This window comes from Nonomuraea sp. AD125B, from assembly GCF_041402765.1.
In the GTDB taxonomy this organism is placed as follows: Bacteria; Actinomycetota; Actinomycetes; order Streptosporangiales; family Streptosporangiaceae; genus Nonomuraea; species Nonomuraea bangladeshensis.
Map to the genome: position 1 here is coordinate 356,150 of NZ_JBGLOU010000001.1, position 25,660 is coordinate 381,809.

A 25,660-nucleotide genomic window follows, 5' to 3' on the forward strand; every position below is an offset into this window, starting at 1 on the left:
GATCACGGTGCCTTGCCGCGTTCCTCGACAAATCGTACGAACGGAACGCACCTCTCATTCATGCACATGGAGGCCGCCGTGCGCTTATCCATCCCGTTGGCGAGCATCGCCGTCTCGGCCGTGCTCCTCGCCCCGGCAGGGACGGCGACCGCCGAACCGCCCGCGCCACCCCAGCCCGCCGTACGCGACTTCGGCAACGGCCCCGAACGCCACGAGGAGGCGGCAGGCGGCGACGAGCAGGCCCGGGCCCTCCGCACCCCCGCCCCTCCCACGACCGGCGAGCCGTCCGGCGGCCCGTCCCGCGACCTCGGCTACCCCCGCCGCACCGAACTTCCCGAACCGCCCGAGAACCCTGCCGACGCCTCCATCAAGCTCGGCCTGGTGCCGTACCACGGCATCGCCCCCAAGCTCAACGAGCTGCAGCGGCGCAGCGACCGGGTGAGCGCCGAGATCATCGGGCGCAGCGCCCAGGGCCGCGACCTCTACCTCGTCACCGTCACCGCCCCGGAAAGCCGCGCCGAGGCGCGTGAGCAGGCCCGCCTGCGCGAGCGCATCGCGGACGACCCGGCCGCCGCCGCCCGCGACCGCAGGCTCGCCGCCCGCTACAAGGCCCCGCTCTACGTCAACGCCAACATCCACGGCAACGAGTGGGAGGGCACCGACGCCTCACTGCGTACCATCGAGGAGCTGGCCACCAGCGCCGATCCGAAGGTCGCCGCGCTGCTCGCGCGCACCCGCCTCTACTTCAACGTCACCGCCAACCCCGACGGCCGGGTCAACGGGGTGCGCCCCAACGGCGACGGCTTCGACCTCAACCGGGACTTCGTCACCGCCTCCCAGCCGGAGGTCAGGGCGATGCGCCGGCTCATGATCGACGCCCAGCCGGTCACCATGATCGACCTGCACGGGTACGTGAACGGCACCCTCATCGAGCCCACCACCCCGCCGCACGGCGCGAACTACGAGTACGACCTGTTCATCAGGAACGCCTACGCCAACGGCCTCGGCATGGAGGCCGCCGTCAACGGTCTCGGCTACACCGCCGAGAAGGACGGCGTGCACCCGGCGCAGATCCCGTTCCGCGACAGCGCCGAGGGCTGGGACGACTGGCCGCCGATCTTCACCCCGCAGTACGCGCCCTTCCACGGGGCCGTCGCCTCGCACACCGTCGAGATCCCGCTGCGGGTCAACAACGCCGACTACGCCAACCTGCCGGTCGAAGAGCTGCGCCGTCGCTCGGCGATCAACACCGACGTGGCCGCCGCCGCCATCCGCGCCTCCTACGCCTTCGTCCAGGCCCGGCACGACGCGCTGATCGCCGACCAGATCGAGGTGTTCCGGCGCGGCGCGGCAGGGGAGCCGGCCAGGACCGTGCCGCTCGGCATCGTGCCCGGCTTCGGCCCCGAGGACGTCTACACCACGACCTTCCCCCGCGCGTACGTCATCACCGGCGAGCGCTCGGCCACCGCCGCCGCCCGCCTGGTCGACCACCTCGTGGCCAACGACGTCAGGGTCGGGCGGGCCAGGCACGCCTTCCGCGCGGACGGCCGGACCTACCCGGCCGGGTCGTACGTCGTGGACATGCGCCAGCCCAAGCGCGGCCTGGCCAACGTGATGCTGGAGCCCGGTGCGGACATCTCACCACGGGTGGATGCGATGTACGACATCTCCGGCTGGAGCCACGCTCTGCTGTGGGGCGCCACCGTCGAGCCCGTGACCGGATCGGCGCCGCGCGTGGCGGCGGAGCCGGTCAAGGCCGCCGTCCCGACCGGATCGGTGCCGCGCGGCTCAGGGCCGCTCGCGCTCAAGGTCGTGGACGCCAAGGAGGTCCGGGCGGTCAACGACCTGCTCGCCCAGGGCGTCGCCCTGACCTGGACCGACGACGGCCGGGCGATCGTCCCGGCGAGCGCCCGCCGCGCGGCCGGGACCGTCTCCGACCGGTACGGCGTCGCCTTCACCCCGGCCGCCGGCGCGACCGGCAGGTCGCTGGCGCCGGTCCGGCTGGCCGCCGCCGTCGCGGCGGACGAGCTGTTCACGCTGCGCGAGCTGGGCTTCCCGGTCACCCCGGTGTCGACCGCCGTGCTCAACGCCGGATTCGACTGGAGCGCCACGGACGTGCTGGTCGTCTCCAGCGGGCTCAGCTACACCGCGCTCAACCCGGACGCCCGCGCGGCGCTCGACGCCTTCCTCGCCACCGGCGGCGTCATCACCCGGGGCGGCACGGGCGCGGCGTTCAACGCGGCGGCCGGGCTGCTCACGGTGACGGCGGTCGCGGGCCGTTCCGACGCCAACGGCGTCGTGCGCGTGGCGTCCTCCGCCGGGCCGGTCGGCGCCGGGTCGCCGGAACACTCGTTCGTGTACTCGCCGCGCTGGTTCACCGGCCTGGGGCCGGAGGTCAGGGTGGAGCAGTCGTACGCGGCGGAGGGACCTCTCGTCGCCGGTCACTGGCGGGCCGACCCCCGCACCGGCGCGGGCGGGCCCGAGCAGGCCAGGGGGCAGGCGGCGGTGGTGAGCGGCCGGGACGAGCGCGGCGCGGCCGTCGTCATGTTCGGCACCGAGCCGATGTTCCGCAACCACCCGAAGGGCCTGTTCCCGCAGGTCGCCAGGGCCGCCTACTGGACGGCGACGGCGACGGCCGCGACGGCCGCCGCCGCTCACTGAACGAGCCGCCGGCCCCATGAGCCGGACGGGCCGGGCGGATCGCTCCGCCCGGCCCGCGCCGGTCACGGCGCCGGCGCGTACCCGGCGGGCCGGGCCGTGAACGTGCCGCGGCCGTGCGTCCTGCCGCGCAGGCGCGTCGCGTACCCGAACACCTCGGCCAGCGGCACCGTCGCCGTGACGACGACCGTGCCCGTCCGCGCCGCGGACCCGGTCACACGCCCGCGCCGCGCCGCGAGGTCGCCGAGCACCGCGCCCGCGGCCTCGTCCGGCGCGGTCACCGTGACCTCGGCCACCGGCTCCAGCAGCGCCATCGCGCACGCCGCCAGCGCCGCGCGCAGCCCCAGCCGTCCGGCGGCGCGGAAGGCGAGCTCCGACGAGTCCTTCGGATGCGTCGCCCCGTCGGTCAGAGTCACCCGCAGCCCGGTCACCGGATGGCCGCCGAACGGCCCCGCCGCGAGCGCGTCGCGGCAGCCGGCCTCGACCGCCCGGACGTACTCGCGCGGCACCCGCCCGCCGGTCACCGAGGAGCCGAACGCGAACCCCTCGCCGTCCAGCGGCTCGACGTCCAGCACGACGTGCGCGAACTGCCCGGCGCCGCCGTCCTGCTTGACGTGCCGGTACAGCACGCCCCGCACTCCGCGCACGACCGTCTCCCGGTAGGCGACCTGCGGACGCCCGGCGGCCACGGCCAGGCCGTGGTCGCGGCGCAGCTTCTCCACCGCCACCTCCAGGTGCAGCTCGCCCATCCCGGACAGCAGCGTCTGCCCGGTCTCGGCGTCGGCCCGTACCGACAGCGACGGGTCCTCCTCCGTGAGGCGGGCCAGCGCCGTGGCCAGCCGGCCGGCGTCGGCGCTCCTCCGCGCCTCGACGGCCACGGACACGACGGGCTCGGCGGGGCTCGGCGGCTCCAGCACGACCGGGGCGTCCGGCGCGCACAGGGTCGCGCCCGCGCGGGCCGCCTTGAGCCCGACCAGCGCCACGATGTCGCCCGCCACCGCCCGGTCCACCTCGGCGTGCCGGTCGGCCTGCACCCGCAGGATCCGCCCGGCCCGCTCGACGCGTCCCGCGCCGGCGTCCAGCACCGCGTCCCCTTTCCTGAGGGTCCCCGCGTAGAGCCGCACGTACGTGAGCCGTCCCGTCGCCGTCGCGCTCACCTTGAACGCCAGCGCCACCAGCGGCGCCGCGGGATCGGCGGCTCGCGCGGCGGCGGCCACGTCGAGCGGCGACGGCAGGTACGCCACGACCGCGTCGAGCAGCGGCTCCACCCCGCGGTCACGGTAGGCGGCCCCGCACAGCACGACCACGGCCGCCCCGGACAGCGTCAGCTCCCGCAGCGCGAGCGCCAGCGTCTCGTCGGAGAGCGCCGCTCCGGCGGGGGCGGCGCAGAACTCCTCCAGGGCGCCCGGGTGCAGCCCGGCCACGGTCTCCTCCAGGAGCCCGCGCCGCCGCCGCGCCTCCGGCAGCAGCTCCTCGGGCACGGGCTCCTCCCGTACCGGCGCGCCGCCGCCGTCCCAGACCAGCGCCCGCATCCGGACCAGGTCCACCACGCCGCGGAAGCCGTCCTCCGCTCCGATCGGAAGCTGGACGGGCAGCGCCACGGGGTGCAGCCGCGCCCGGATCGCGGCGACCACGGCGTCGAGGTCCGCGCCCGCCCGGTCCATCTTGTTGACGAACGCCACCCGCGGGACCCCGTGCCGGTCGGCCCGCCGCCACACGGACTCGCTCTGCGGCTCGACCCCGGCCACGCCGTCGAAGACGGCCACCGCGCCGTCGAGCACCCGCAGCGACCGCTCGACCTCGTCGGAGAAGTCGACGTGACCGGGAGTGTCGATGAGGTTGATCCGGTGGCCGTCCCAGTCGCAGCTCACCGCGGCGGCGAAGATCGTGATGCCGCGGTCGCGTTCCTGGGGGTCGAAGTCGGTGACGGTGGTGCCGTCGTGCACCTCGCCGCGCTTGTACGTGGCGCCGGTCAGGTACAGGATCCGCTCGGTGACGGTGGTCTTGCCGGCGTCCACGTGGGCGAGGACGCCGAGGTTGCGTACGGTGGCGAGGGGGTCGGCTACGACACGGGTGCGCATGGCCTGCGGCCTTTCGTGAAAGGTCGGGAAACGAGGACAGCGCGATTCGCCCGGCGAACAACCCGGCAGGATCAGGAAGAGGAGGCGTTCGTCAGGACGTCCGGCGACGGCCGCGCAGCCGGCGCCGGGGCGACGAGGACACCAGGATCACCTCGTACCGCGAGGACGGGAGGACGACGGCGGCGCTGACGGGGCGCATGGCGGGGTCCTTCCCTTCTCGATCGCGGCGGGTTCGGGGCGAGTGTAGTGAAGCGGTTTCCGGCAGGGCGACGGGTTTTCCGCGCGTCACCGCTCGACGACGTGGCCGACGCGGAAGAAGCCGTCCGGGTCGTAGGCCCGCTTGACCTCCCGCAGCCGCGCGTGGTCCGCCTCCGACCAGGCCGCGGCCGTACGCCCGGTGTCGGCGAGGAAGTTGAGGAACGTGCCCCCGTTGTCGTACGGCCGCAGCGCCTCGGCGAGCCCCGGCACCGGCGTGTCCACGATCACCGACAGCCGGGTGCGGCGGTGGCTGACGGGGCCGGCGTCCGGCCCCGGACGGCTCATCGCGCCGCCCCAGTGCCGCACCTCCACGGTCTGCGCCTGCCCGGCCGCGGCGACCAGCACGTCCACGACCTCGCCGGGGACCTCCTCCAGCATGGACATGTGACGGATCGGGGTGCCGCCCATGGCGGTGTCCGCGTACGTCGTCGTGCGGGTCTCGTCCAGCAGCGCCGGACCGGCCGCCCGCAGGAGCGGCGCCAGCAGCCGCCGGCCCTCCGCCTCGTCGCCGGCGTGCACGACCTTGAGCTGCGCCACGTGCCGCCCGGCGAGCGGCCCTTCGTCGGGCATGCGCCGCAGCACGACGGCGGTGCTGAGGTCGTCGGGGGCGGTGTCGATCCAGGTCCGGTACGCCTCCAGCAGCTCGCCCGCCACCTCGATCGGGAAGTACGCGAACCCGCTGTAGACCTGCGACACCGGGTGCAGCCGGAACTCCAGCGAGGTGACCACGCCGAACCCGCCGCCGCCCCCGCGCAGCGCCCAGAACAGCTCGGGGTGGCTGTCCGGGCTCGCCGTCACGTGCCGGCCGTCGGCCAGCAGCACCTCGGCCCGCAGCACGCTGTCGGCGGCGAAGCCGTGCCTGCGCGCCAGCCAGCCGAGCCCGCCGCCGAGCGTGTAGCCGGTGACGCCGACGTCGGGCGCCGAGCCGGACAGCGGCGCGAGCCCGAACGGCGCGGCGGCGGCGATGACGTGGCCCCAGCGCGCGCCCGGCCCGACCCGCGCGATCCGGCGGACGGGATCCACCAGCACCGACGCCATCGGCGTCGTCCGCACCAGCACGCCGCCCTCGGCCCCGGCGTGCGTGCCGTGCCCGGTGGCCTGCACCGCGAACGGCACCCCGTGCGCCCGCGCCGCCAGTAGCGCCGACCGCACGTCCGCCATGCCGTACGCCTCGGCGACCAGCGCGGGCCGGGCGTCCACGGCGGGGTTGAGCGCGCGGCGCAGCTCGTCGTAGCGGTCGTCCCCCGGCCGGTGCGCCCGCCCGGTGAAGCCGGTCAGCGTGATGTCCTCGTCGATCCTGTAGGGGTTGCTCATCTCGATCGCCCTTCTCGTCATGTCCTGTGATCAGGGTGCGGGAGGGCGCTTACGGTCTCGTTCCCGTCGCCTTACCGCACCTCTTAAGACCGTCCGAGAGTCAGAATCTCGTCGCCGCGCGGCCGGCGAATCCCGCGGGCGTCGTCTTTTCCGCTACGCCGCCGGCGGTAGGCGGGCGCCGGCCTGCCACGGCGGGAGTGGTACCGGAGAATGAAGGACGACCGGGTCTACGTGACGGGCACGATCTCGGCCCTGGTCAGGACGCCGTCCTCGACGGTGAGCAGGCCGATCGTGCCGTGCGGCTGGCGGCGGCGGTCGGTGGGGGAGCCCGGGTTGAAGATGCGCAGGCCGTCGCCGGACTCGTCCAGCGGGATGTGGGAGTGGCCGAAGACCACCAGGTCCGCCTCGGGGAAGCGGCGCCGCAGGCGGGCCAGGCGGCCCTTGGCCGGGCCGCTGTCGTGGATCATGCCGATCCGCAGGCCGTCCAGCGTGAGCTCCAGGGTCTCCGGCGCCGTCACGTCCGGGCCGTCGTTGTTGCCCTTGACCGCGTGCACCGGCGCGTACGCGGCCAGCTCGGCCAGCACCGAGGCGACGCAGACGTCCCCGGCGTGCAGGATGACGTCCGCGCCCCGCAGGTGCTCGGCGACCCGGGGCGGGCAGGAGCGCCAGCGCCGGGGCGCGTGGGTGTCGGACAGCGCGACCACGTTCATGCCCTGCCCCTGCCCGCGTCGCCCGGGCCCGTCACCCCCGCCGCCCGTGCCTCGAGGTAGTCGCGCTCGGGGGCGCTGGCCGTCAGCCGGGCCGCCTCGCGGTAGGCGTCGGCCGCCCCGGCGTGGTCGCCAGCCAGCTCCAGCAGGTGCGCCCGGACCGCGGCCGGCCGGTGGTGGTCCTTGAGCCGGCCGTCGGCCGCGAGCCGGTCGAGCCGGTCGAGCCCGGCCCGGGGGCCGTGGACCATGGCCTCGGCGACCGCGTGGTTGAGCTCGACCACCGGGTTGTCGTCCAGCCCCGACAGCACCCGGTAGAGCGCGAGGATCTGCGGCCAGTCGGTCTCGGCGGCCGACGGGGCCTCGTCGTGGACGGCCGCGATGGCCGCCTGCACCTGGTAGGGCCCGAGCGGGGCCGTGGACAGCGCCTTGCTCACCAGCTCCACGCCCTCGGCGACGAGCCGCCGGTCCCACAGTCCGCGGTCCTGCTCGGCGAGCGGGACCAGCCGCCCGTCCGGCCCGGTGCGGGCGGGCCGCCTCGCCTCGGTGAGCAGCATGAGCGCCAGCAGCCCGGCCACCTCGCCGTCGTCCGGCAGCAGCCGGTGCACGGCTCTGGCCAGCCTGATCGCCTCGCCGGTCAGCTCGTCGCGGTGCAGCTGCGGCCCGGCCGTCGCGGTGTAGCCCTCGTTGAAGATCAGGTAGAGCACGTGCAGGACGACCCGCAGCCGTTCGGCCCGCTCGCCCTCCGGCGGCGGCTCGAACCGGGCCCCCGCGGCCTTGATCCGCTGCTTGGCCCGGCTGATGCGCTGCGCCATCGTCGCCTCGGGCACCAGGAACGCGCCCGCCACCTGCGCCGTGGTCAGCCCGCCGACGGCCCGCAGCGTGAGGGCGAGCTGCGAGGGCGGCGACAGCGCCGGATGGCAGCACAGGAACAGCAGCGTGAGCGTGTCGTCCCGATCGCCGGCCGGCTCCTCGCCAGGCCCGGCCACGGTGTACGCGTCCGCGGGCTCGCCTGCCCCGGCGCTCTCCTCGCGCCGCCGGCGGGCGTGCTCGCTGCGTACGAGGTCGATGAGCCGCCGCGAGGCCACCGTCACCAGCCAGGCCCGCGGGTTGTCCGGCACGCCCTCGCGCGGCCACTGGACGGCGGCGTCGAGCAGCGCCTCCTGGACGGCGTCCTCGCAGGCGGCGAACTGCTCGTGGCGCCGTACGAGGATGGCGAGCACCTGCGGCGCCAGCTCCCGCAGCAGCGCCTCGACCTCGGTCATCCCAGAGCCGGGCCGCCCTCGCCCGCGGGCGGGTCGACCTCGTCGATGATCGGCCGCACCTCCATCGCGCACAGCCGGGCGTCCGGCCACCGGGCCGCGATCTCCGTGGCCCGCTCGACGCTCGCGCACTCCACGATGAGGTAGCCCGCCAGGAACTCCTTGGCCTCCAGGAACGGCCCGTCGGTGACGGCCGGCACGCCGCCGCGCACCCTGACCACGCGGGAGGTGGCGGGCCCGTCGAGCGCCTGCCCGCCCACCAGCTCGCCGCTCTCGGCGAGCTCCTTCATCAGGGCGTCCACCTCGGCCATCACGTCGGCCTCGTGATCGGCCACGTGCTGCTGCGACTCGGCGTTGGCGTAGATCATCAGCATGTACTTCACGGGCTCATGCTATGGGCTCAGTGGCAGCGGAGGTCCAGGCCGGCGTCGGTGCTGTCGGACGCCTCCACGATGAAGGACGTGGGGAGGCCGTCGACGTCCTGGCCCCTCTCGAAGTAGATCCGCAAGGAGACCGGCTCGGTCTCGACGCCGGCGATGCGGGCGGCGGCGTAGTAGCGGAGCACCGCCTCCTCGGAAAGGTGCGTGGACAGGGAGATGCGGACCTGGTAGTCGCAGTGGTTGCCGTTCCCTCGCAGGGCGATGGAGCCCTCGGCGGTGTTGTCCGTGTGGAAGGTCTCGGGCGGCGGCGGATAGGCGAGGAGGCGGTCCCCGAGGGCCTCGAGCTTCCTGTCGTTCGCCCACGAAGGGATGGCGAACAGCAGAAACAGCCCGGCGAAGGGCGCCAGGACCGCGCACGCGACGGCGACGAGACATCCGGATCTCATGACCGCGAACTCTACGCGGGATCAGCGCTGCGGCGGGCGGCCCCAGATGCGGCGGAAGTCGGCGAGCGGGTACGGCACGTCGGCGGGCGGCAGGTCCCAGAGGCGGGTGCGCCGCTGGTCGAGGTCGAAGCGGGGCCAGCCGGGGTCGCCGGTGGCGGCGAACGACGTCCAGGCGCGGCGGACGCGCTCCGACAGCTCGGCGAAACCGGCGGGCGGCGGGGAGCCCAGGAGCCGGCCGGCGAAACGGCTCCGGCCGTCGCCGAAGGTGAACGGCACGTCCACGCCGTGCGCCGCGCCCAGCGCCGGTCCCTTCCAGGTGAAGTCGTACAGCCAGGTACGGCCGCCGGCCCGCGCGTGGGCCTCGGCGGTCCACGTGGTCGGCATGCGGACCAGCGCGTCCGACATCAGCACGGTGAACAGCTCGGCGTCACCGGCCCCGGGATGCGCCAGGCCGTACGTGGGCACGGCGTCGGCGTCCAGCCCGAACGAGGCCGCCCCAGCGGCCGGATCGACCCCGGCGGGCGGTCCGCCAGGGGCGAGCCCGCGATACTCCTCGTGCGTGAAGCCGCAGATCAGCTCCACGCCGCGCGCGGCCGGACCGGCCATGCCCGCCCACGGCGGCCCGGTGACCAGCTCGCCGTCCACGACCGGCCCGAACGGGCTCGTCGCCGTGACGTCCCGCGCCGCGAGGACGGCCTCGGGCGGCAGCCCGGCGAGGGCTTCGTACGTCGCCGGAACCCCGGCCGCCGCGGCCAGCGCCCCGGTGACGCGCCCGGCCTCGTCCGGGGTGCGGAGACCGGCCGGGATGCTCTGCGCGATCGCCCGGCGGAACAGCCCCGCGGCGGCCGGCGCGGCCGTCAGCAGCGCGACCGAGGCCGCGCCCGCCGACTGCCCGAACACCGTCACGTTGCCGGGGTCGCCGCCGAACGCGGCGATGTTCCCGCGCACCCACTCCAGCGCGGCGACCTGGTCGCGCAGGCCGCGGTTGTCCGGCACGCCGGGCAGGTGGCCGAAGCCCTCGAAGCCCACCCGGTAGTCCACGGTCACCACCACGACGCCGGAGCGGGCCAGCACGGCGCCGTCGTACTGCGGCATGGCCGTCGCGCCGACCTGCCACGCCCCGCCGTAGAGCCACACCATGACCGGCAGCCCCGCCCCTCCCGGGTCGGGGCTCCACACGTTGAGGTTCAGGCAGGCGAGGCCGTCCCCGGGCCGCCAGATCGGCGGCACCCCCGGCGCAGGGGGGAGCTGGGGCGGCGCGGCGCCGTACGCGACGGCGTCCCGCACCCCGTCCCACGCGGGCGGCGGGGCGGGCGGCCGGAGACGCAGCGGCCCTTCCGGCGCGGCCGCGTACGGGACCCCCAGGAACGAGGCGACGCCGTCCCGCGTCGCGCCCCGCACGGAGCCCTGGGCGATCTTCACGATGACCTGCATGTTTCCAGTCTGGCCGGGCATGCTTGGAGATCACTTGGACGCGGCTGCACCCCTTATCGGCCGCGCAGCCGGGACGAGGGCGAGGCGGGGGAGCGGGGCCGGCCGACGCGGGCGATGTGCAGCAGCGAGGAGGGATCGGCGACGCCCAGGCGGGCGGCGAGCTCGCGCCGTGTGCCGGGGCTGTCGATGATCTGGCTCAGCGGATGCGTGGCGTAGCCGGCGCCCGACAGGGTGAGCCAGTGCCGGAGGAGGAGCCGCCCCTGCTCCACCTCGTCGCCCGCCGGGCCGACCAGCACCAGCACGTCGCCGTCGTGGTCGAGCAGCCCGCGCGAGGCGCCCGCCAGGACGCGGGGCAGGCCGAGCGGCCGGAGCGCCGGGTACAGCGCCAGCGACGCGCGCAGCGCCGCCGCCTCCAGCCGGGTCAGGCGCAGCGCCCGGTCGCTCAGGCCGTCGAGCAGGTAGCGGCGGTGCCTGCGGGTCAGCCGCAGCCACTGGCGCAGCTCGCGGGTCACCTCCGGCGAGCCGTACTGGTGCAGGTCGGCCGCGTGCAGCAGGTCGGCGAGGTCGCGGCACGGCACGCGGCGCATCCCGGTCAGCCCGGCCACCAGCTCGTCCGGCAGCCGGCCGGGATGGTACTCGCCCCGGTTGGCGCCGCGGGCGCGCACGTCGGCCGTGGTGAAGGGCGTCGCGTACGTCCCCGCGGCCCGCACGAGATGGCCGACGCGCAGCGGCCCTGGATCGGCGGCGAACGCCACGGGCAGGCCCGCCGACGCGCAGACGATCAGGCAGCACTCCACGAACGCCCCCAGGCCGAGCCGCAGGTCGCGGCCCGTGGGGTCGCTGACCGGCAGCGCCCGGTCCGGGTCCCAGCCGACGGTCACCCGGTCGTGCTCGTACGTCAGCGTCCAGGGCTGCGTGTTGTGCGCGCTCGGCGCCCGCCAGAAGTCGGGCTCCAGCGCCCGCAGCTCGTTCACGTGAGGTCCTTGGCGTAGAAGGCGTAGCCGTGGAGGGGGCGGCCGCCCATCGCGGTGTACTGGGCGGCCGAGCCGGGGTTGGTGCGCTCGACGTACGTGCTGCGCAGCGTGCGGTAGCCGCCGCGGCGCAGGCCCGCGTGCAGCTCGCGCGAGAGCAGGCGCATGTAGCCGCGGCCCTGCTCGTCCGGCACCGTGCCCTTGATCACCAGCACGGCCTCGCGCCGGTGGCGGGAGCGGGTGGCGAGCAGGCGGAGCTGGTTGAGCAGGTGGAGGTCGCCGCGCACCCGCATCACGAACTCGGAGATGTCGGGCAGGCACAGCACGAACGCGACCGGCCGGCCCGCCTTGGTGAGATACAGCAGCAGGTCCTCGTCCAGCAGGTGCGCCAGCCCGTCGGTCTGCGCCGCGAGCTGTTCGGCGGAGATCTCGGTGTAGTAGCCGAGCCCGGCGAAGGAGGCGTTGAGCATGCCGCGCAGGATCGGCAGCTGCTCGGCGATCCGGCGGCGGTCGCCGCGGTGCACCTCCAGCCGTTCGGCCGCGACGCGGGCGTCGTCGAAGGCGAACACGGGCTCCTGCGGCACCGGGCAGATCCAGGTGTCGGACTCGAAGCGGCGGGCGAAGCCGTACGCCTCGTACGCGGCCGGGTAGTAAGGCGGGTTCCAGGCGCTGTCGATGAAGCCGCGCTCGGCGAAGCCCGAGGTGATGACGCCGCCCGCCTGGTTCGGCAGCAGCGAGACCGGGCCGAACGCCGTCCGCCGCCCGTCCGCGCGGCCCGCCTCGCACACGGCGTCGAACAGCTCCTCGGCGGCGTCCTCCGTGAACTCGGTGAGGCCGAAGAGCTGCAGCCGCTCGCCCAGCTTGGCGTCGAACGCGGCGTCGGTGTGCAGGGTCGTGCGGGCGACGACCCGGCCGGCACGGCGCAGCACGTACAGGGCGACGCCCTGGCGCATCCACGCGCGGACCTGGGCGTGCAGCGGCGGGACGAAGCGCGGCGGCCCGTCGCCCGGCGCGTGCAGGCGGTCGGTGAGCGACAGGAAGTCGCGCAGGCCGGCCCGGCTCGTGACACGTTCGAGCCCGCTCATGCGCGTTTCACCGGCGGGCCCGCGCTCTCCGTCGACAGCGGCGTGAACGTCTCGATGTGCGCCATCCCGTCGCCCTCGGCCCGCCACACCCCGTTGCTGTAGCCCTCGGGCTCGGCGTTGTAGACCCGGATGTAGCCGCCGGTGGCGTTCTTCGTGCCGTCGGTGACCCACTGCATGAGCCTGCGGTGGTGGCGGGTGCGGGCGAAGCGCATGAGGGCGTCGCGGTCCTCGAAGAACGCCAGCGTGCCCAGCGTGAACGGGAACTCCCAGTAGACCTTGTGCCACCGGTAGCCGCGCATCCGCTTCATGTCGCGCACCATGCGCCACCAGGTGAAGGAGAGGACGACGATCGACAGCGGCCCCCGGTAGCGGGTCGCCCCTACGAACATCGCCGTCGCCTGCCCCTGCGGCGGAGCCTTGCTGAAATCGGTGGTCCTCATGCGTCCTTCACCAAATAGACGTTCTTCATCTTGGTGAGCCCGGCGAACGGGCCCTCGCCCGGGCCGAAGACCCGCACCCGCAGGTCGGCGGCCGTCGGGTCCTCGCGCAGCGACTCGGCGAAGTCGCGCGAGACGGCGCTCAGGTGGGCCAGCACGCCCTTGCGGCACAGCGCGGCCAGCTCGTCGCGATCAACCTCGCCGCGTACTTCGAGGTTCACCACCGGGCGGTACTCCAGGCCGGGCAGCTCCTCCAGGGACAGGCAGAACCGGTTGATCGCGGCGGCGTACGGGTTGCCCTGGTAGAGGCCGTACTCGACGTCCTGCGGATACAGGTTCGCCCCCATGTAGGAGATCGTCGAGTCCTTGCGGCCGAACAGGAACAGCAGCGGCAGGTTCAGCCGCTCGTCGGTCCAGGCGCGCTCGTACGCCTCGTCGCCGAGCGCGGCGCGCACCTCGGCGAGCGTGCGCAGCGCGGCCTCGTCGCCCACGTTGTAGCGCAGCTTGGGCTGCAGGGTCGTCTTGGTGTTGATCGTGCACAGCAGCTCGCCTGCGGCGTTGACCTCCAGGAACGTCTCCAGCGGGTTGTAGTGGAAGATCATCGGCAGCCGCTGCTCGCCCGGCCCCAGCAGGCGCTCGCGCAGCTCCCGATCGACGGCGAGGCGCTTGCGCAGCCACACGCTGAACCCGCTCTCCGCGCCCATCCCGATCGTCAGGTCGCTCGCGCCGTAGCCGGAGCGGACCTCCTCGAAGCGCTCCTCCAGGTAGTCGCGCAGCGCCTCGGTCATGCCCTCGCCGCCGACCATGCCCCGGATCCGGTAGTCCCGCCAGGGGAAGCCGCGCTCGTCGAGATGGTCGCGCAGGTGCTTGAGGAACGGCGGGTACGCGGAGACCACGTAGTCGTAGCCGGGCCCGAAGTGCTCCAGCGTGTCGGCGATCTTCTCCAGGTCGGGCCCGGTGTTCTTGACCATCGCGATGCGCGCCATGGCCGTGCCGGTGGTGGTGCCGGTGGCCCAGGCGCCCATCGAGTACGCGTTCACCACGAACAGCCGCCTGCCGGGGAAGACCAGGTCGATGTAGCCGGCCGCGTTGCGGTACACGCCCTTGAGCTCGCGCGGCCCGCGCACCCAGTTGTACGGCTTGCCGCTCGACCCGGACGACTCGTCCACGATCACGCCGGCCCGGTGCAGCCTGCCCTCCTGGCAGCGGCTCTCCTCGTCGTAGGCGGCGGCGTAGTTCTGCTTGGTGGTCTCGGGGAAGTCGGCGAGCCGCTTGGCGTGCTCGGCGCCGTTCTCGCGCAGGAAGTGCCGGTAGGCGGGCACGTCCACGGCGGCGAACTGGCAGGCCACGCGGGCGTGCCTGGCCGCCACGCGGTCCAGCGCCGGATGGTAGCTGCGGGCGACCAGCCGCCAGATCGCGGGATGCAGCGCGCCGAGCCGGTAGGCGCCGGTGAGGGACCAGGAGTACGCCTGGAGCCGCAGGCGGCGCCAGCGCTGGCGCGCGGTGAGGGGGCCGAGACGGGGACTGAGCCGGTTCATGAGCGGTGACCCTAGTGATCCCGAATTGCCGATCACTTGCGTCGCACTTGAACCGCCGACGCGGAACCCACCTTTCCGCATTCGTCCCTACGGTGAGCGGTGAAAGCGGACGGGCCGACCGAGGAGAACGTCGATGATCGCACTGTCGTGGCCGCAGGTGAGCGCGCGCCGGCTGGAGCGGGCCGGCCTGGGCGCGGAGCCCGCCAGGACCGGCCCGGCGGAGGTCGTGGCGGCCATGTGCGGCGCGCACGCCCAGGTGATGTCGGCGGCGGAGGTCTCCGTCGGCCTGCGCCTCGCCGGAGCCACCCGCGCGCACGTGCGCGCCGCGCTGCGGCCCGGCGGCGAGCTGGTCAAGACGTACGGGCCGCGCGGCACCGTCCACGTCCTGCCCGCCCGTGACCTGGCCACGTGGGTGAGCGCGCTGTCGTCGCTGCCGGCGGGCAGGAATCCGTTCGGGCCGTCCGTGCGGCTCACCCCCGAGCAGACCGAACGGGTGGTGGCCGCGATCACCGAGGCGGTCGCCGCGGACGAGCTGACCATCGACGAGCTGAGCGACCGGGTCGTGGACCTCGCCGGGCCCTGGGCGGGCGACCTCGTCATGCCGGCGTTCGGCGGGAACTGGCCGCGCTGGCGGCAGGCGATGCACCTGGCCGCGCACCGGGGCGCGTTCGTGTTCGGGGCCGGACGGGGGCGCAAGGTCACCTACACCGCGCCGCCCGCCGCCGCCCCCGTCGTGGACGGGCTCGGCGAGCTGGTGCGCGGCTACCTGACGGCGTACGGGCCGGCCACGCCGGAGCAGTTCGCGCAGTGGGCGGGCGGGCCGGCGCGGTGGGCGGCGCGCGCCTTCGAGGGGGCCGGGCTGGAGGAGGTGCTGTTCGAGGGGCGGCCGGCCTGGGTGGTCGCCGGGGACACGGCGGTGCCGGAGGAGCCGCCGCGCGGGGTGCGGCTGCTGCCGTACTTCGACGCGTACGTGGTGGCGGGGCGGCCCCGCGAGCTGCTGTACGCCGGGCCGGCGGCGGCGCGGGCGCTCAACCGGGGGCAGGCGGGCAACTTCCCGGTGCTGCTCGTGGACGGCGTCGTGGCCGGCGTCTGGCACCAGCGCCGCTCCGGCGACCGCCTCGACGTGACCGTGGAGCCGCTCCACGAGCTCGGCCCGGAGGCGGAACGGGAGCTGGAGGAGCAGGTGGAGCGGCTGGGCGAGGTGCTGGAGGCCCGGCCCCGGCTGACCGTCGGCACGGTCACCGTGGGCGCGCACGCCTGAAACACTCCCCGTCGTGCCCTACGAGGTCGGTCAGGTCCGGCGGACGGCGGACTCGATGCCGTCGAGCACCACGTCCAGGCCCGCCAGGAACGCCTCGCGGGTCCGGTGCTCCAGGTAGGGCTCGCCGTCGCCGCCGGGCCAGTCGTCCTCCGACTCCACCCACCGCGCCATCGGGTAGCGCCCGGCGAACCCGGGAGCCACCTCCTCCAGCAGCGACGCGCGGGCCCGCCACCACTCCTCGTCCGACACGCCGGTCTCCGACGGGGCCTCGCGCGACTCGGAGACCGTGCGGGCCGCGCCGCGCACGAAGTCGTACAGCAGCGCCACCACGCCCCGCACCCGGGCCGGCCGCAGCCCGGTCGCCCGCAGGATCCCGACCAGGGTCTCCAGCGCCGCGAACTCGTTGGGCCCGAGCACCGGCCGGGCCTGCGACACCTGGAGGATCCACGGGTGACGCAGGTAGAAGGCGCGGGTCTGCTCGGCCCACGCCGCGACGGCCGGGCGCCAGCCGCCGCTCAGGTCGTACTCGGCGGGCAGCTCGGCCATCGCCCGGTCGTACATGAGGTCGACCAGCTCGCCCTTGCTCGGCACGTACGTGTAGAGCGCCATCCCGCTGCGGCCCAGCCGCTCGCCGACCTTGCGCATCGACAGGGCCGCCATGCCCTCGGCGTCGGCCACCTCGATGGCGGCGTCGACGATCACGTCCACGCTCAGCCCCGGCTTCGGCCCCGGCCGGGTCTCGCGCCGCTCCTGCCCGTCGCGCCACAGCAGCGCCATCGAACGGCGGGCGTCACCCTGACCGGCGTAGACGACCAACGCGCGACTCCCCGTACGGACCCGACTGTGCTACGCCGTGAAGCGTAGCAGCGCCGTCCCTGACGTACGGGCCTGGCTCAGCCGGGGACCAGCAGGACCTCCGAGCCGATCGGGACGTACCCGGCCGCGAGGAAGGCGCGCACGCTCGCCGCGTTGCCCGGCGCGATCTGCGCCCACAGCGGCCGGGACGCCAGGTGGCGGGCGGCCGTGGCGAGGAGCCGGCCGAGCCCGCGGCCCCGGTGGCCCGGCTCCACCTCGACGGCGGCCTCCCAGCGGCCGGCCACGCCCCGCCCCACGGTCAGCAGGCCGCCCTCGCACGTCCAGACGCGCACCTCGTCACGGTAGGCGAGGGCCCGCTCGACCCGTGGATGATCGGCCGCGGTCACCTCGCGCAGCGCGAGCGGCGGCGGACCGGGAAGCGGGTCCGCCACGGCGAGCAGGTCGAGGTTACCTGCGCTCCGCCCGGTCCGCAGGCCCAGCTCCAGCAGGAACGGCGGGTTCACCGGGGCCGAGAGGTCGCCGGCCGGCAGCCGCTCGCGTACCCAGGCGGGCGGCAGGTCGGCGAAGACGACCGTGTGCCCCGTGAACGCGATGACGCCCAGGTCGCGCGGGGACGGCTGGGCCACCACCGTCAGCCCGCCGTCCGGAGCGGGCGGCGCGCCGCGCTCGGCGGCGGCGAGCACGGCCTCCAGAGAGTTCAACGCCCGGCCTCCTGCTTGGCCGCTTCGACCGCCTCCAGGTAGGCGAGGATGCGGTCCCGGTTGCGTGACAGGCACTCCACCCGCTGCTGGATGCGGGCCGCCTCGGACCTGAGCAGGTCGGCCAGCTCGGGCGTCAGGCAGTCCGGATGCAGATGGATGTCGTCGGGCCGGTCGAGGAACGGGATGACGCGGCGGATGATGTCCGTGGTCAGCCCCGAGTCGAGCAGCCCCCGGATCTGCTGCACCCGGTAGACCGCCGCCTCCGGATAGACCCGGTAGCCGTTGACCGCCCGGTCCGGGCGCAGCAGGTCCTGCTCCTCGTAGTAGCGCAGCATCCGAGCCGGTACGCCCGTGCGGCGCGACAGCTCCCCGATCCTCATGCGGCCTCCTCGCTTGCCTTCTCATTGATGAGAAGGTTTCAGCATGGTCGCATGACCGACACGATGACCGCTCCTCCGGGGCGGGACTCCCGCCTGCCCTGGGCCGGCCTGCTGGCCCTGTTCACCGCGGCGTTCACCGCCGTCATGACCGAGCTGCTGCCCGCGGGGCTGCTGCCGCGCATGGCCGAGGCCCTGGACGTGCCCGAGGGCCGGGTCGGCTTCCTCGTCACCGGGTACGCCGTGGCCTCCACGCTCGCCGCGATCCCGCTCACCGCCCTGGTGCGCGGGCTGCGGCGGCGGCCCGTGCTGGTGACGGCGCTGAGCGGGTTCGCGCTGCTCAACGCCGTCACCGCGGCGTCCTCCTGGTATCCGCTCACCTTCGCCGCGCGGCTGCTCGCCGGCGTGATGGGCGGGCTGCTGTGGGCCATGCTCGTCGGGTACGCCGCCCGGATGGTCCCCGCGGAGCGGCGCGGACGGGCCATCGCCATCGTCTCGGCCGGCATCACCGTCGCCCTGTGCGCGGGCCTGCCCGCGGGTGCGGCGCTCGCCGCGGCCCTCGGCTGGCGGGCCGCCTTCGCCGGGCTGGCCTGCGTGGCGGTCGCGCTGGTCGGGTGGGTGCTGTGGAAGGTGCCGGACTTCCCCGGCGAGGCGGCGGGGGAGCGTACGCCGCTGCGGCGGGTGGCGGCGGCCCCCGGCGTGCGCGTCGTCCTCGGCACGACCGCGCTCGTCCTGGTCGGGCACCAGGCCGTCTACACGTACCTGGCGCCGCTGGCCGAGCTGTCGGGGACGGCGGCGACGAGCGTCGTGCTGCTGGTGTTCGGGGCCGGGACCGTCGCCGGGATCTGGGCCACCGGCGCGACGATCGACCGGCGGCCCCGCGCGGCCCTGCTCGTGGTGCTGGCCGTGATGGCCGCCGTCATGCCCCTGCTGGGCGGGCCCGGCTGGACGCCGCTGGCGGCCGTGGCCCTGTGGGGCGCCGCGTTCGGCGGGGTGCCGACGCTGCTGCAGACGGCGCTGGTGCACGCCGCCGGGCCGGGCCACGCCGACGTCGCGACCTCCATGCAGACCACCGTCTACAACGCCGGCATCGCCGCCGGCTCGCTCACCGGCGGCCTCGTGCTGGAGTCCGCCGGCGCGGCGGCGCTGCCGTGGACCGCGCTCCCGCTGCTGGCCTGCGCCCTGGTGACGGCCGTGGTGGCCAGGCGGCACGCGTTCCCCCGGCGGGCCGCCGCGGATTGACCGTCTCTTGTGCCGGCTCGCGGCGGCGCTTGGCGCGGCAGAGGGGAGGTTGATGGGGATCGTTGCCATCCGCCGTCGTGAGGAGACGCGCATGACGACCAGACGCCCTGCCAAGGCGACGCGGTCCAAGACCGACAGCCAGCCGTGGCTGCACATGAACGGCGTGCAGATCCAGGAGTTCGGCACCGTGCGGATGTTCCCGCTCGGGCTGTCGCGGGACGCCCGGATGTACTCGTGCGAGCGGCTCAACCAGATCCTGGCCGACACCCAGATCCTCCACGCCCTGTACAAGAAGCACCACTGGCTCATGCGCGGCCCGACCTTCTACCAGCTCCACCTGCTGCTGGACAAGCACGCCGGCGAGCAGCTCGAACTGGTCGACCAGATCGCCGAGCGGGTGCAGACCCTCGGCGGCGTGGCCGTCGGCGACCCGCGCCACGTCGCCGAGATCACCGTGATCCCCCGCCCGCCGAACGGCTGCGAGGAGGTGCCGGCCATGCTCTCCCGCCTGATCGAGGCCCACGAGACCATCCTGGTCGCCTGCCACGACGCGGCGGGCCGGGCGCAGGAGATGGGCGACGACGGCACCAACGACCTGCTCGTCTCCGAGGTGATCCGGACGAACGAGCTGCAGACGTGGTTCCTCATCGAGCACCTGGTGGACACGCCGCTCGTCGAGACGCCCGGGAGCTGAGCGAGGGAAATTGTCGGGGCCGCGCGGTACGGTCGGCGTCTCGGCGAGCGGGAGGCGTACATGATCGACGACGAGGTGGCGGCGCGGCTGCGGGAGATCTGCCTGGGCCTGCCCGAGACGGAGGAGCAGCCGTTCGGCGGGCACACCGCGCCCAGCTTCCGGGTGCGGGGCAAGCTGTTCGTCATGACCAGCGAGGACGGGCGGTCGATGACGTTCAAGGCCGGGCCCGGCGTGCAGGAGGCGCTGGTCGGCTCCCAGCCTGAGCGCTTCTTCGTGCCGCCCTACGTCGGCGCCAAGGGCTGGGTGGGGGCGTGGCTGGCGGCCGGGCACGACTGGGACGAGCTCGACGAGCTGATCAGGGACAGCTACCGCCTGGTCGCCCCCAAACGCCTGGCCGCCCTCCTCGACGCCTGAGCCCCCCGCGCGGCGGCGCTTGCGCGCGGGGGGCGCTTCGCGCGGAGAGCGCTTTCGCGCGGGGTTCGCCTGCGCGGGGGGCGGCGTTCCCGCACAGGCGGGCGTTCCCGCACAGGCGGGCGCTCCCGCGCGTGGGGCGCCGTGGTCGCGTGGATGGCCGATAATGGCCGAGGCCCAGCGTGCGGGCGTTCCCCGCACCGTCCCGCCCGTTCTCGAAAGCGACTCCGCCCATGCTGCCCGACGACCTCCGCGCCGCCCTGGACCAGGCCCTGGCCCGGCACTCGCCCCAGGAGCTGGCCCGCTCGGTCGCGCGGCTCACCGAGCGCTACCGCGGCAGCGCGACCGGTGCGACCAGCGCGCCCGGCGCGCCCGGCGCGCCCGGCGCGCCCGGCGCGCCCGGCGAGGCCGCGCACATCCGCGGGCAGGCCGACGTGGCCGCCTACGCCGCCTACCGCATGCCGGCCACCTACGAGGCCGCCGCGCTGGCTATGCGACATGCGGCGGCCCGCGTCCCGTGGTTCGCGCCGGTCAGCCAGCTCGACGCGGGCGGCGGCACCGGGGCCGCGATCTGGGCGGCCGGGGCCACCTGGCCGTCCCTGCGCCAGGTCACGGTCATCGAACGCGACCCGCAGATCATCGACCTCGGCAGGCGTCTCGCCCGCACCGCGCAGGCCCCCGGGGTGCGCGGCACCGCCTGGCGGCAGGCCGCCGTCGGGTCCGGCCTCGACCGGCCGCGCGCCGATCTCGCGACCATGTCGTACGCGCTGGGCGAGTTCGCCGAGCGGGACCGCGCCGACGTCGTACGCTGGCTCGCCCGCGACGCCGCCATGGTGCTGGTCGTCGAGCCGGGCACGCCCGCCGGCTACGCCACGATCGCCGCGGCCCGCGAGGTGCTGCTGGCCGAGGGCCTGAGCGTCGTGGCCCCGTGCCCCCACGACCGCGCCTGCCCGATCGAGCCCGGCCGCGACTGGTGCCACTTCTCGGTGCGCCTGCCGCGGACGTCCCTGCACCGCCAGGTCAAGGCGGGCACCCTCAGCTTCGAGGACGAGAAGTTCGCCTACGTCGCCGCCACCGCCCGCCCCGCGCCGGCCTCCGCCGCCGACCGGGTGCTGCGCCACCCGCAGAAGCGCAAGGGCGTGGTGTCGCTGCGCCTGTGCACCGACGCCGGCGGCATCCGCGACGTGCTCGTCTCCAAGCGGCAGGGCGAGCTCTACCGCCGCGCCAGGGACGTCGGCTGGGGAGACGCCTGGGCGGCCACCGGGGAAGCCGCCGGTGAGGCCACCAGAGAAGCCGCCAGCGAAGCCACCAGAGAAGTCGCCAGCGAAGCCGCCGGGGAAGTGGATCGCCCCGCGGCCGACCCCGGATGACGGCGACCTCCCGGTGCCGACTTTCTCGAATCCTCCCGAACCGGCCGACCCCGCACGCCATTCTTAGGGGGTGCACGTAAGCGATCTTCTTCATCCCCTGTACGCCCGGCGCCTGCGCCGCCAGGTCTCGACCGGCCCGCTGCCCCGGCACGTCGGTCTCATCATCGACGGAAACCGCCGCTGGGCCAGGCAGAAGGGCCTGCCCAACCCGAGCATCGGCCACCAGTACGGCGCCGACCACATCCAGGACGTGCAGGTGTGGTGCGAGAGCCTCGGCATCAGGCACCTGACGGTGTTCCTGTGCTCGACCGAGAACCTCCAGCGCCGAGGCGACAAGGAGGTCGCCTTCCTGCTGCGGGTCATCGAGGAGATGGTCGCCGACCGGCTCGCCCGCCCGGGCGCCCGCTGGCGGGTGCACGTCGCCGGGCTGCTCGACATGCTGCCCGACACCACCGCCCGCGCGCTGAAGAACGCCGTCGAGGCGACCCGCGACTGCGCGACCGGCTTCCACCTGACGCTGGCCATCGGCTACGGCGGCCGCCAGGAGGTCATCGACGCCCTGCGCGAGCTGCTGTACGAGCGGGCCGAGGCCGGGCAGAGCATGCACGAGCTGGCCGAGACGCTGACCGCAGACGACCTCGCCGGCCACCTCTACACCGCCGGGCAGCCGGACCCCGACCTGGTCATCCGCACCAGCGGCGAGCAGCGCATGTCGAACTTCCTGCTCTGGCAGTCGGCCTACTCCGAGCTGTACTTCTGCGAGGCGTACTGGCCGGCCTTCCGCGAGATCGACTTCCTGCGCGCGCTGCGCAGCTTCGCCGCCCGCCAGCGCCGCTTCGGAGGCTGACGCGTGAACCACGACGAGGTGCTGAGCCTGTACGAGCGGCGCTTCCGCCGCGAGCCCGCGCCCGAGATGCCCGGAGCCGTGGTGGAACGGGCGGGCGCGGTCGTCCGCCAGTCCGGCCCCGCGCCCTGCTGGAACGGCGTCCTGTGGTCCGACCTCGACGAGCGGACCGCGGACGCCGCCATCGCCGAGCAGATCCGCCACTACGCGGAGCTGGGCACGGAGTTCGAGTGGAAGCTCTACGACCACGACCGCCCGGCCGACCTCGACCGGCGGCTGCTCGCGGCCGGCTTCACCGCCGAGCCGCCCGAGACCCTCATGGTGGCCGAGACCGCGCGGATCGCCGCCCTGCCCGCCGCTGGGCCGGAGGGCGTGCAGCTGGTGCCGGTGACCGGCATGGACGGCGTCGAGCTGGTGGCCGACGTGCACGAGCGGGTGTTCGGCGCCAGCCGGGTACGGATCAGGGAACGGCTGGCCGTGCAGCTCGCCGAGGGAAGCGTCGTGGCCGTCCTCGCCATGGCGGGCGACGTGCCGGTCAGCGCCGCCCGCATGGACCTGCACTCCGGCACCGAGTTCGCGAGCCTGTGGGGCGGGGGCACCGATCCGGAGTGGCGGGGGCGCGGCATCTACCGGGCGCTGGTCGCCTACCGGGCCCGCGAGGCGCTCGCCCGCGGATACCGCTACCTGCAGGTGGACGCCTCCGCCGAGAGCCGGCCGATCCTGACCCGGCTCGGCTTCGCCGCCCTGGCCACCACCACGCCGTACACGTACGGGTGACTATCCTTGAGCGTCCGCCCGCGCCCGAGGAGATCGCACGTTGCCCTCTGCTGACGACTTCCGTGAGCTGGAGCTGCTGTCCGACTGCGGCAGCTGCTTCGGCCTGTGCTGCGTCGCGCTGCCGTTCGCGGCCTCGGCCGACTTCGCCGCCGACAAGGCCGCGGGGGACCCCTGCCGCAACCTGCGCGAGGACTTCCGCTGCTCGATCCACGAGCGGCTGCGTCCGAGCGGCTACCCCGGCTGCACGGTCTTCGACTGCTTGGGGGCGGGGCAGAAGGTCTCGCAGGTCACGTTCGGGGGGCGGAGCTGGCGGGCCGCGCCGGAGACGGCCGGGCAGATGTACGCCGTCTTCCCGGTCATGCGGCAGCTCCACGAGCTGCTGTGGTACCTCGCGGAGGCGCTGTCCCTGGAGCCCGCCCGGCCGGTCCACGCCGAGCTGCGCCGCGCGCTCGACGAGACCGACCGGCTCACCCGGCAGGACGCCGGCGTCCTGGAGAAGTACGACGTGGCCCCGCACCGGGCCGCGGTCAACGAGCTGCTGCTGCGGGTCAGCGAACTGGTCAGATCCGGCCCCCAGGGAAAGGGCCGGGGCAAGGACCGGCGTGGGGCCGATCTCATCGGGGCCCGGCTCAGGGGCGCGGACCTGCGGCGGGCGAACCTGCGGGGCGCGTACCTGATCGGGGCGGACCTGCGCGGCGCGGACCTGCGGGAGGCCGACCTCATCGGCGCCGACCTGCGCGGCGCCGACCTGGCGGGCGCCGACCTCACCGGGGCGATCTTCCTCACGCAGGCCCAGCTCAACGCCGCCGCCGGCGACGCCGCCACCCGCATCCCGGCCGCTCTGACCCGGCCCGCCCACTGGGCTGAGACGGCCTCCCGTCCGGCCGCCCGGCCCGCCCCTGCCCGGCCCGCCAGGACCGCCCGCCGCCCGCGCCGCCGCTGAGCCCGGGCGCGGGAAGAGGGGGCGCGTGGGAGCATCGTGCCGACATCACGTCCAGCACCCTGGAGGAGATCGGCATGAGCATCACCGTCTACCCCGTGACCGACCCGGTGTCCGAGCACGGCGAGGGGCCGGTGTGGTCCGCCCGCTGGGGCGGGCTGCGCTGGGTGGACATGCTGGCCGGCGACGTGCTGGCGCTCGACGGCGCGACGGTGCGGCGGCGGCACGTGGGCAAGAAGGTCGCCGCCGCGCTGCGCCCCCGCGCGGCCGGCGGCTACGTGGTCGCCGCCGAGCGCGAGCTGCTGCTGGCCGACTCCGACGACCTCGACGCACCGCTGCGCCCGCTGGGCGGCGAGGCCTGGAGCGACCCGTCCGTACGGATGAACGACGGCGGCTGCGACCCCGACGGCCGCTTCTACATCGGCAGCATGGCCTACGACGCCGCCCCGGGGCGCGGCTCGTTCTACGTGGCCGGCCAGGACGGCGCCCTGCGCGTGGTGCTGCCGGAGGTGACGATCTCCAACGGGTTCGACTTCAGCCCCGACGGCTCGCTCGCCTACTACGCCGACACCGCCACCGGCCGGGTGGACGTGTTCGACTACGACCCGGACAAGGGCCTCGGCGGGCGGCGGCCGTTCGCGTACGTCGACCCGGAGCGGGGGCAGCCCGACGGGCTGACGGTGGACGCCGAGGGCGGCGTCTGGGTGGCGCTCTGGCAGGGCGGAGCCGTGCACCGCTACGACCCCGCCGGCCGGCTCGACGCCGTCGTCGCGCTGCCGGCGCGTCAGGTCACGGCGGTGGCCTTCGGCGGCGACGACCTCGGCCGGCTTTTCATCACCACCTCGGCGCTGGGCGTGGACCGGGCCGAGCAGCCGCAGGCGGGGGCGGTGTTCGCGGCCGACCCCGGCGTCCGGGGCCGCCCGGTGCTGCCGGCCGCCTTGTGAGGGCACGCGGCCCGCGCGCTTCCTCGTCAACTACTCGAAGGGAAAGGCCCGCGGGCCGTCGCGTCAGTCGAGATCGCCGCTGAGGTAGCGCTGGACGAGGGGAGCCAGGATCGCGACCAGGTGCTCGCGCTCCAGGGAGGCCAGTGGCTCGACCCGCAGCACGTATCTGGCCGTGGCGATGCCCAGCAGGTGCGCGCCCGTGAGGTTGGCCCGCAGTTCGGCTCGATCCGCCCCGATGGCGCGGGCGAGGGGAAGCATCACCTCGTCCGACATGAACGAGGCCACCATCGCCGACGCGCTCGGCGACGCCGACACGCCGCGCACCACCGCGAGGAGGCGTGCTCCTGTGCCGGGCGCCTCCCAGAGTTCGAGATAGCGGCGCGTCAGCCGCTGTCCGAGGTCCGCGAGGTCGCCGTCGTGCACCAGAGCGGTCAGTGACCGAACGGGCGGATCGGCCCGCAGGGCGGTGTCGAAGAGCTTGTCCTTGTTGCCGAAGAACTGCAGGACCAGCGCCGGATCCACGCCGGCGGCCGCGGCGACGCCTCGGATGGTGGTCGCCGTGTAGCCCTGCTCGGCGAAGCTGTGCTGGGCCGCGGCCAGGATCGCCTCGCGCGTCCCTGACACGCCGGGACGGCGCCCGCCGGCCCTCTTCTGACGGGTCTCGCTCACTCCACAAGAGTAACTCACCCATGTTGAGTTTCGTTCCGATGGCGAG

Annotated in this window: 25 protein-coding genes; 10 read left to right on the forward strand and 15 right to left on the reverse strand. The window is 74.9% G+C overall.

What is annotated here, in order from left to right; all coding sequences use genetic code 11:
* Window positions 1-78 precede the first annotated feature (78 nt).
* On the forward strand, window positions 79-2,661 hold the full coding sequence (locus ACBR40_RS01595; protein WP_371247090.1) for a M14 family zinc carboxypeptidase: 2,583 nt from the start codon (window positions 79-81) through the stop codon (window positions 2,659-2,661).
* 62 nt (window positions 2,662-2,723) lie between these two features.
* On the opposite strand, the gene fusA is transcribed toward ACBR40_RS01595, so the two are convergent.
* The 11 genes from fusA to ACBR40_RS01650 all read right to left on the reverse strand — a co-directional run bounded on the left by fusA (window position 2,724) and on the right by ACBR40_RS01650 (window position 14,568).
* Window positions 2,724-4,739, reverse strand: a complete 2,016-nt coding sequence (gene fusA, locus ACBR40_RS01600; RefSeq protein WP_371247091.1) for an elongation factor G — start codon at window positions 4,737-4,739, stop codon at window positions 2,724-2,726.
* Window positions 4,740-5,024: 285 nt separating this feature from the next.
* On the reverse strand, window positions 5,025-6,311 hold the full coding sequence (locus tag ACBR40_RS01605) for an FAD-binding oxidoreductase (protein WP_371247092.1): 1,287 nt from the start codon (window positions 6,309-6,311) through the stop codon (window positions 5,025-5,027).
* A 227-nt stretch (window positions 6,312-6,538) separates the two neighbouring features.
* A complete protein-coding gene (locus ACBR40_RS01610; protein ID WP_344215280.1) occupies window positions 6,539-7,021 on the reverse strand; it encodes a metallophosphoesterase family protein in 483 nt (160 codons plus the stop codon).
* Window positions 7,018-8,280 (reverse strand): RNA polymerase sigma factor, encoded by a 1,263-nt coding sequence (locus ACBR40_RS01615; protein WP_371247093.1) that lies wholly within the window; start codon window positions 8,278-8,280, stop codon window positions 7,018-7,020. The genes ACBR40_RS01610 and ACBR40_RS01615 overlap by 4 nt, the downstream gene beginning before the upstream one ends.
* A complete protein-coding gene (locus ACBR40_RS01620; protein WP_344215874.1) occupies window positions 8,277-8,651 on the reverse strand; it encodes a YciI family protein in 375 nt (124 codons plus the stop codon). The genes ACBR40_RS01615 and ACBR40_RS01620 overlap by 4 nt, the downstream gene beginning before the upstream one ends.
* Window positions 8,652-8,677: 26 nt before the next feature.
* The gene (locus tag ACBR40_RS01625; RefSeq protein ID WP_371247094.1) at window positions 8,678-9,103 is read right to left on the reverse strand and encodes a hypothetical protein; all 426 of its coding nucleotides are present in this window, start codon (window positions 9,101-9,103) and stop codon (window positions 8,678-8,680) included.
* Window positions 9,104-9,124: 21 nt separating this feature from the next.
* Window positions 9,125-10,537 carry a carboxylesterase/lipase family protein gene (locus ACBR40_RS01630; protein ID WP_371247095.1) on the reverse strand — a complete coding sequence of 471 codons (1,413 nt, stop codon included), beginning with the start codon at window positions 10,535-10,537 and terminating at the stop codon, window positions 9,125-9,127.
* Between the two features lie 53 nt (window positions 10,538-10,590).
* Window positions 10,591-11,511 carry a hypothetical protein gene (locus ACBR40_RS01635; RefSeq protein ID WP_371247096.1) on the reverse strand — a complete coding sequence of 307 codons (921 nt, stop codon included), beginning with the start codon at window positions 11,509-11,511 and terminating at the stop codon, window positions 10,591-10,593.
* On the reverse strand, window positions 11,508-12,593 hold the full coding sequence (locus tag ACBR40_RS01640; protein WP_371247097.1) for a hypothetical protein: 1,086 nt from the start codon (window positions 12,591-12,593) through the stop codon (window positions 11,508-11,510). Before ACBR40_RS01640 ends, ACBR40_RS01635 begins: the two co-directional genes overlap by 4 nt.
* Window positions 12,590-13,033 (reverse strand): DUF4188 domain-containing protein, encoded by a 444-nt coding sequence (locus ACBR40_RS01645; RefSeq protein ID WP_344215268.1) that lies wholly within the window; start codon window positions 13,031-13,033, stop codon window positions 12,590-12,592. Before ACBR40_RS01645 ends, ACBR40_RS01640 begins: the two co-directional genes overlap by 4 nt.
* Complete coding sequence (locus tag ACBR40_RS01650; RefSeq protein WP_371247098.1) at window positions 13,030-14,568, reverse strand: phenylacetate--CoA ligase family protein; 1,539 nt, start codon at window positions 14,566-14,568, stop codon at window positions 13,030-13,032. The genes ACBR40_RS01645 and ACBR40_RS01650 overlap by 4 nt, the downstream gene beginning before the upstream one ends.
* Before the next feature lie 133 nt (window positions 14,569-14,701).
* Between ACBR40_RS01650 and ACBR40_RS01655 the strand changes: the two genes are divergently transcribed.
* Window positions 14,702-15,829, forward strand: coding sequence for a winged helix DNA-binding domain-containing protein (locus tag ACBR40_RS01655; protein ID WP_371247099.1), 1,128 nt, complete (start codon window positions 14,702-14,704; stop codon window positions 15,827-15,829).
* Window positions 15,830-15,859: 30 nt separating this feature from the next.
* On the opposite strand, the gene ACBR40_RS01660 is transcribed toward ACBR40_RS01655, so the two are convergent.
* The 3 genes from ACBR40_RS01660 to ACBR40_RS01670 all read right to left on the reverse strand — a co-directional run bounded on the left by ACBR40_RS01660 (window position 15,860) and on the right by ACBR40_RS01670 (window position 17,726).
* The gene (locus tag ACBR40_RS01660; protein WP_371247100.1) at window positions 15,860-16,645 is read right to left on the reverse strand and encodes a TetR/AcrR family transcriptional regulator; all 786 of its coding nucleotides are present in this window, start codon (window positions 16,643-16,645) and stop codon (window positions 15,860-15,862) included.
* Between the two features lie 77 nt (window positions 16,646-16,722).
* Window positions 16,723-17,346 (reverse strand): GNAT family N-acetyltransferase, encoded by a 624-nt coding sequence (locus ACBR40_RS01665; RefSeq protein WP_344215260.1) that lies wholly within the window; start codon window positions 17,344-17,346, stop codon window positions 16,723-16,725.
* The gene (locus tag ACBR40_RS01670) at window positions 17,343-17,726 is read right to left on the reverse strand and encodes a MerR family transcriptional regulator (RefSeq protein ID WP_344215258.1); all 384 of its coding nucleotides are present in this window, start codon (window positions 17,724-17,726) and stop codon (window positions 17,343-17,345) included. Before ACBR40_RS01670 ends, ACBR40_RS01665 begins: the two co-directional genes overlap by 4 nt.
* Before the next feature lie 51 nt (window positions 17,727-17,777).
* Here ACBR40_RS01670 and ACBR40_RS01675 point away from each other — a divergent pair, with 51 nt between their 5' ends.
* The 8 genes from ACBR40_RS01675 to ACBR40_RS01710 all read left to right on the forward strand — a co-directional run bounded on the left by ACBR40_RS01675 (window position 17,778) and on the right by ACBR40_RS01710 (window position 24,945).
* The gene (locus ACBR40_RS01675; protein ID WP_371247101.1) at window positions 17,778-18,965 is read left to right on the forward strand and encodes an MFS transporter; all 1,188 of its coding nucleotides are present in this window, start codon (window positions 17,778-17,780) and stop codon (window positions 18,963-18,965) included.
* A 91-nt stretch (window positions 18,966-19,056) separates the two neighbouring features.
* Window positions 19,057-19,659: a DNA starvation/stationary phase protection protein gene (locus tag ACBR40_RS01680; RefSeq protein WP_344215254.1), complete on the forward strand. Its 603-nt coding sequence runs from the start codon at window positions 19,057-19,059 to the stop codon at window positions 19,657-19,659.
* Window positions 19,660-19,719: 60 nt separating this feature from the next.
* On the forward strand, window positions 19,720-20,073 hold the full coding sequence (locus tag ACBR40_RS01685; RefSeq protein WP_344215252.1) for an MmcQ/YjbR family DNA-binding protein: 354 nt from the start codon (window positions 19,720-19,722) through the stop codon (window positions 20,071-20,073).
* Between the two features lie 230 nt (window positions 20,074-20,303).
* Window positions 20,304-21,440, forward strand: a complete 1,137-nt coding sequence (locus tag ACBR40_RS01690) for a small ribosomal subunit Rsm22 family protein (RefSeq protein ID WP_371247102.1) — start codon at window positions 20,304-20,306, stop codon at window positions 21,438-21,440.
* A 70-nt stretch (window positions 21,441-21,510) separates the two neighbouring features.
* Window positions 21,511-22,287: a polyprenyl diphosphate synthase gene (gene uppS, locus ACBR40_RS01695; RefSeq protein WP_364452490.1), complete on the forward strand. Its 777-nt coding sequence runs from the start codon at window positions 21,511-21,513 to the stop codon at window positions 22,285-22,287.
* A gap of 3 nt (window positions 22,288-22,290) precedes the next feature.
* Entirely contained in the window at window positions 22,291-23,061 is a 771-nt protein-coding gene (locus ACBR40_RS01700; protein WP_371247103.1) for a GNAT family N-acetyltransferase, read from the forward strand.
* A gap of 40 nt (window positions 23,062-23,101) precedes the next feature.
* Window positions 23,102-24,004 (forward strand): pentapeptide repeat-containing protein, encoded by a 903-nt coding sequence (locus tag ACBR40_RS01705; protein WP_371247104.1) that lies wholly within the window; start codon window positions 23,102-23,104, stop codon window positions 24,002-24,004.
* A 74-nt stretch (window positions 24,005-24,078) separates the two neighbouring features.
* The gene (locus ACBR40_RS01710; protein ID WP_371247105.1) at window positions 24,079-24,945 is read left to right on the forward strand and encodes an SMP-30/gluconolactonase/LRE family protein; all 867 of its coding nucleotides are present in this window, start codon (window positions 24,079-24,081) and stop codon (window positions 24,943-24,945) included.
* Between the two features lie 63 nt (window positions 24,946-25,008).
* Here the strand turns inward: ACBR40_RS01710 and ACBR40_RS01715 are convergent, their stop codons facing one another.
* Window positions 25,009-25,614 carry a TetR family transcriptional regulator gene (locus ACBR40_RS01715; protein WP_364452479.1) on the reverse strand — a complete coding sequence of 202 codons (606 nt, stop codon included), beginning with the start codon at window positions 25,612-25,614 and terminating at the stop codon, window positions 25,009-25,011.
* Window positions 25,615-25,660: the final 46 nt, after the last annotated feature.

Excerpts from the sequence above, each read along its gene's own strand:
- fusA (WP_371247091.1), bottom strand. The coding sequence starts at position 4,739 with ATGCGCACCCGTGTCGTAGCCGACCCCCTCGCCACCGTACGCAACCTC.
- ACBR40_RS01605 (WP_371247092.1), bottom strand. The coding sequence starts at position 6,311 with ATGAGCAACCCCTACAGGATCGACGAGGACATCACGCTGACCGGCTTC.
- ACBR40_RS01610 (WP_344215280.1), bottom strand. The coding sequence starts at position 7,021 with ATGAACGTGGTCGCGCTGTCCGACACCCACGCGCCCCGGCGCTGGCGC.
- ACBR40_RS01615 (WP_371247093.1), bottom strand. The coding sequence starts at position 8,280 with ATGACCGAGGTCGAGGCGCTGCTGCGGGAGCTGGCGCCGCAGGTGCTC.
- ACBR40_RS01620 (WP_344215874.1), bottom strand. The coding sequence starts at position 8,651 with ATGCTGATGATCTACGCCAACGCCGAGTCGCAGCAGCACGTGGCCGAT.
- ACBR40_RS01625 (WP_371247094.1), bottom strand. The coding sequence starts at position 9,103 with ATGAGATCCGGATGTCTCGTCGCCGTCGCGTGCGCGGTCCTGGCGCCC.
- ACBR40_RS01630 (WP_371247095.1), bottom strand. The coding sequence starts at position 10,537 with ATGCAGGTCATCGTGAAGATCGCCCAGGGCTCCGTGCGGGGCGCGACG.
- ACBR40_RS01640 (WP_371247097.1), bottom strand. The coding sequence starts at position 12,593 with ATGAGCGGGCTCGAACGTGTCACGAGCCGGGCCGGCCTGCGCGACTTC.
- ACBR40_RS01645 (WP_344215268.1), bottom strand. The coding sequence starts at position 13,033 with ATGAGGACCACCGATTTCAGCAAGGCTCCGCCGCAGGGGCAGGCGACG.
- ACBR40_RS01650 (WP_371247098.1), bottom strand. The coding sequence starts at position 14,568 with ATGAACCGGCTCAGTCCCCGTCTCGGCCCCCTCACCGCGCGCCAGCGC.
- ACBR40_RS01655 (WP_371247099.1), top strand. The coding sequence starts at position 14,702 with ATGATCGCACTGTCGTGGCCGCAGGTGAGCGCGCGCCGGCTGGAGCGG.
- ACBR40_RS01670 (WP_344215258.1), bottom strand. The coding sequence starts at position 17,726 with ATGAGGATCGGGGAGCTGTCGCGCCGCACGGGCGTACCGGCTCGGATG.
- ACBR40_RS01675 (WP_371247101.1), top strand. The coding sequence starts at position 17,778 with ATGACCGACACGATGACCGCTCCTCCGGGGCGGGACTCCCGCCTGCCC.
- ACBR40_RS01680 (WP_344215254.1), top strand. The coding sequence starts at position 19,057 with ATGACGACCAGACGCCCTGCCAAGGCGACGCGGTCCAAGACCGACAGC.
- ACBR40_RS01685 (WP_344215252.1), top strand. The coding sequence starts at position 19,720 with ATGATCGACGACGAGGTGGCGGCGCGGCTGCGGGAGATCTGCCTGGGC.
- ACBR40_RS01690 (WP_371247102.1), top strand. The coding sequence starts at position 20,304 with ATGCTGCCCGACGACCTCCGCGCCGCCCTGGACCAGGCCCTGGCCCGG.
- ACBR40_RS01710 (WP_371247105.1), top strand. The coding sequence starts at position 24,079 with ATGAGCATCACCGTCTACCCCGTGACCGACCCGGTGTCCGAGCACGGC.